The following is a 4,593-nucleotide window of genomic DNA, read 5'->3' as shown; positions in this document are numbered from 1 at the left end:
TCCTCATAAACAATCCTTAAATAGCGTAAAATCCTTCCCTAACTGCTAGTCTACTCCCATTTATTGAGGGGTTAAATTTATTTCTTAATTTCCTTCTTAAATTGTTCAATAAATTTATCAAAATTATGTTTTAGGAGTAAAATTTATGAATAAAATACCAGAAGTAATGAAACATAGTCAACTGTTGAAGAGGTTTGTCCTTGACAAAAAAACGGTTGAAGACCAGGGTAGAATAGAACAATTGTGCCTGAATACTCAATCTCATCAAGTCATAGGTTTTATATGTAAGTCTGGTATTTTTGGTAAACAGAAAAAAGTTTTTGCTTGGAAACAAATTGAGACTATTGGCACTGATGCTACTCTAGTTAATGGAGACTCAGCACAAGAGAGTTTAGATAAATTCAATAATACTGTAAATATAATTGGAAATGAAGTATGGACTAATACAGGAGAGAAGGTAGGGTTAATTGTAGAATACCTTCTCAACATTAAAACAGGTGCAGTAGTTAATTATTTGTTTAAATCTAATGGGTGGCGAGGTGTTTTAAATAGTATTTATTTATTACCACCAGAAGCAGTTTCCAGTGCTGGTAATAAACGGGTAATAGTAGTCAATAGTTCTATAGAAAATCCTCAATGTTATACTGAAGGAGTTACTCAAAAAATAGGTCTGGTTCAAGATTTTTTACAAGAAGATTTAGTGAAAACTAGAGAACATATTAATGTAGCAAAACGTGAAGCAAAAAAATTACTTGTAGGTTTTCAAGAAACTGCTAAAGTTGTTAAAGAGCAAGCTCAAGAAAAAGCACAAGTAGTTACAGAGCAAGCTAAACAAAAAGTAGAAGAATTTCAAAGTAAGTCTACAGAAAAAAAGTCCAGAAAAAGTAAGCAAACTTCAAATGATTTTTCTACCAAAATTCAAGAAGTTACAGCAGAAGCTAAGGAAAAAATTGATGGGGTAAAGTCACAATGGAGAAAAAACTCTAATATTTCAAAAGATGATCGAGAAAACATTATAGATGATTTACAAATACATCAATAATTTTAGTATAGTTAAATAAATTAGTATCAGTGATTACCGAAGAATTAATAATTAAATAAGGCTTTGTTGCATAAAGATAGCAAATAGGGTAAAAATATGCAGTGCGTAGCACAACAAACCTAGACCAACATAGAAATGAGTAAGTCCAAGTCCAAGTACCGACTCAGCAACTGGTCTGAATATGATGCTTCCCTAAAACAGAGAGGAAGTCTCACATTTTGGCGCTGATGATGAAGTAATAGAGCAGTGGGTAAACCAACAAAAAAATGGACGTAGGGGAGCATCAAATACCTATAGTGACACAGCCATTGAATTTATGGTGACTATACAATCATTGTTTAGTTTGGCCGGACGACAGACTGAAGGTGTTGTAGAATCTATATTTCAATTGATGAACTTAGATTTACCAGTACCAGACCATAGCACTATATCCCGTCGCTTACAAAAACTGAATGTTCAACTGCCAGTTATACCAACTCATGAAGCTATTCATCTAGTAGTGGATTCTACGGGAGTTAAAGTCTATGGTGAAGGGGAATGGAAAACCAGGATTCATGGTGTAGGTAAACGCAGGACATGGCGTAAATTACATCTAGGAGTAAATGAGGCCACAGGGGAAATTGTCAGCGGGGTAGTGACTACCAATGATGTAAGTGATGATCAAGTATTTTCTGACCTATTAGATAGAGTAAATGTGGAAATAGCCCAAGTATCAGGAGACGGAGCCTATGATAAGTATAAGTGTTACGAGAAAGCTAGGCAACGAGGAGCAAAGACAACGATTCCACCAAGGAAAAATGCGGTAATAGGTCAACATGGCAACTGTAAATGCGCACCTCATCCCAGAGATGAAAACCTCAGAAGAATAAGAATTGTAGGACGCAAGAAATGGAAACGTGAAAGTGGCTACCATCGATGCTCCCTATCAGTTTGCGCAGCATTCCGAAGGAAAACCACGATGTTTAGGCTCAAAGTGATATTTGGAGGGAAGTTGCGGCGACGAAAATTTGATGCTCAGGCAGTGGAGTTATTCATACAATGTGCCATGCTTAACCGTATGATTCAAATAGGTAAACCCAAAAGCTACAAAGTTGAAATCTAGTTTACTCCACTCAGGGGAGTTGTCGCGATCGCCACTTTCATGCAACAAAGCCATTAAATAATTAAATAATTCAGAATGATGTAATAATTTATAGTGCAGTAGTTTCTCGCCATCATGCAGAATTATGGAAAAATTCATCTGGTTGGATGATGGTCAATTTTGGTGCTAATGGTACTTATGTAAATGATGAGCCAATCATTCAGACATCAGTGGTAGACAATATGATTATTCGGCTGGGCATTTCAGGGCCAAAGTTGCAAATTCATACTAAACAATTAGCTTCTAAGTTTGCAAAACAAATGAATAAGTTATCTAGTAAAGAAATAGATATATTTAATGTTTTTGATAATAACGAATTGACAAATGAGGATTTTACACAAACACATATTAATTAATTTGTAGTGATAGAAGTTAATTACACAACTGTGCAAAAAATACTTAAAAATTACCTTCTTTGGTTAGGACAATAAATTTGAGTGAAAAGGGAGCAGAGAGTAGGGGAGTAAGGGATACCTGGAGTGGAAAAAACTGTGAGTAGGAAAGAAACCGAAATATATCCTCTCTCTTGTGTAGATTGGATATGGCGCAGGTCTCCTCGCCATCCCACCCTACGGGAAGCTCCGAAGATCCACCGTTTTTTTTAATTGGAGCTGAGTCGATCGCAGCTAAAATCATTAGATAATTTGTCCCAAGTTTAATCAATACTATTACGGTTACAAGACTGCCGGAATATGAAAATAAATAAATTCTGAGTTTATTTGTTAATTTAATTAATATAATATCAACTAATTATTTTTTTTCTACTTCTTGGCGCAATAGTATGTCGATCTACCTGATATTTTTTAGCGGCCATAGACATATTAAACTCTAAATTTTCCCATTTTTCTAACTTGATTTTTTTTCCTCTAGGTTGAAGTGGTTTAATATTTAAAACATGAATAATTTCTTGAGCTACTGCCTTTGCTAATAGGGGTGGCACTGAATTTCCAACTTGTCTAAAACCATGCCATTTTGTTACATGAAATCTAAACCAATCAGGATATGAATGTAATCTTGCTGCTTCCCTAACTGTGATACATCTGGGTGTAAATGGGTGTATTGGTCTTGGAGAAGTATATGCCCCTTTACTACTTGGTGTTCCAGCTCTGAGTGTGTTACAAATACCATCAGGATTAAGTCTATAAAAGTGGCTTACTGATTCAATTTTTCCTGGTGCTGTAGCATTAAATCTTTCTCTTGATTTTTCTGTATGTCTTGTGCGTAAACTAGAGGTTAATATTGTTTGATCGTATTCACGTTTATAAGAATAGTCATTATTAAAACGTTCAATATTACGCAATTTTATAGCATACTTGCTTGGTTTACCATAATCATTTTCTACTTTTATCCAATCTCTTTCTAATAGTTCTGGATAATTTTCTACTTCTGGCAAATCTCCGATTGCATCCTTAACAGTGATCAAGTTTTCTGATTTTTTATCGGTAGAAATATTTGTAATTGCTAGAGGATAATTTGGTAAGATTAAACCTTTTTTACATCCCATTAAAAATAATCTTTCCCTATTTTGCGGTATACCATAATTGACAGCATTTAAAATTTGGTAAGGTTGCTGAACTTGATAACCATTTTTAGATAATTTGTCAATGACTTCCTCAAGAAAAAAATTTTGCTTTCCTACTGTTAATCCTTTGACATTTTCTATGACAAAATATTTAGGTTTTAACTCTAAAACTAATCGAACAAAATGAGATATAAGTGTATTGCGTGGGTCATCTAAGGTACGTTTTCCCATCAGAGAAAAACCTTGGCAAGGAGGACCACCAAAAATTACATCAATTTCTTTATTTTTAATATCTGATAACTGTCTAATGTCATCTCCAGTAATATCAACTATGCTACGACATAATATTGGCCAAAAAGGAAAATTGAATTGATGAGTGGCACAGTGAATGGGGTCTAATTCTACAGAAACAAGTATATCAAATCCTGCTTGTTCAAAGCCCAGAGTCATACCTCCTGCACCTGCAAATAAATCTATACCTATTGGTCGTTGCATATTACACCTCTACATTTACAGAGTATTTGGTGGTTTATGAAGTACGGTAGGGAGCAGGGAGTCGGTAGTAGGTAGTAGGAAAGAAAGAATATAGTTTTTCCAATCCTGAGTATTTTGTTAAAAATTACTTTCATTATTTGGACTCTAAACTACTTTGCCACATTTACATGGAATCTGCTGTATTTATATATATCTTTAATTTTGAGAGAAGATAATACCAATTTGGAAAAAGAATATTACGAATTAATTTGGGCAATTAAAAGACTTTATAGGAGATATCCATTGGACTAAAAAGATAAATTCCGACCTAATAAATGGTATCAAAGCTATTTATTCTAACTCTAACTCCTGACTCGGTGACTTCCCCTCCTTGGAGGGGTTAGGGGGTGGTTT

The 4,593-nt window shown here is 34.4% G+C and carries 3 protein-coding genes and 1 pseudogene; 3 read left to right on the top strand and 1 reads right to left on the bottom strand.

Annotation, left to right across the window (positions count from 1 at the left end; translation table 11 throughout):
• Positions 1 to 145 precede the first annotated feature (145 nt).
• The 3 genes and pseudogenes from F6K13_RS19385 to F6K13_RS19375 all read left to right on the top strand — a co-directional run bounded on the left by F6K13_RS19385 (position 146) and on the right by F6K13_RS19375 (position 2,539).
• A complete protein-coding gene (locus F6K13_RS19385; RefSeq protein ID WP_124142637.1) occupies positions 146 to 1,042 on the top strand; it encodes a PRC-barrel domain-containing protein in 897 nt (298 codons plus the stop codon).
• 135 nt (positions 1,043 to 1,177) lie between these two features.
• A pseudogene (locus tag F6K13_RS19380) lies at positions 1,178 to 2,144 on the top strand (IS5 family transposase).
• 65 nt (positions 2,145 to 2,209) lie between these two features.
• Complete coding sequence (locus F6K13_RS19375; protein WP_124142638.1) at positions 2,210 to 2,539, top strand: FHA domain-containing protein; 330 nt, start codon at positions 2,210 to 2,212, stop codon at positions 2,537 to 2,539.
• Between the two features lie 386 nt (positions 2,540 to 2,925).
• Here the strand turns inward: F6K13_RS19375 and F6K13_RS19370 are convergent, their stop codons facing one another.
• Positions 2,926 to 4,200 (bottom strand): DNA cytosine methyltransferase, encoded by a 1,275-nt coding sequence (locus tag F6K13_RS19370; protein WP_124142639.1) that lies wholly within the window; start codon positions 4,198 to 4,200, stop codon positions 2,926 to 2,928.
• Between the last annotated feature and the right edge of the window lie 393 nt (positions 4,201 to 4,593).

The sequence above is a fragment of the Okeania sp. SIO2B9 genome, assembly GCF_010672505.1.
Classification (GTDB): domain Bacteria; phylum Cyanobacteriota; class Cyanobacteriia; order Cyanobacteriales; family Microcoleaceae; genus Okeania; species Okeania hirsuta.
The sequence above is the reverse complement of the archived record's forward strand: the minus strand, read 5'-3'. Positions and strand labels throughout refer to the sequence as shown.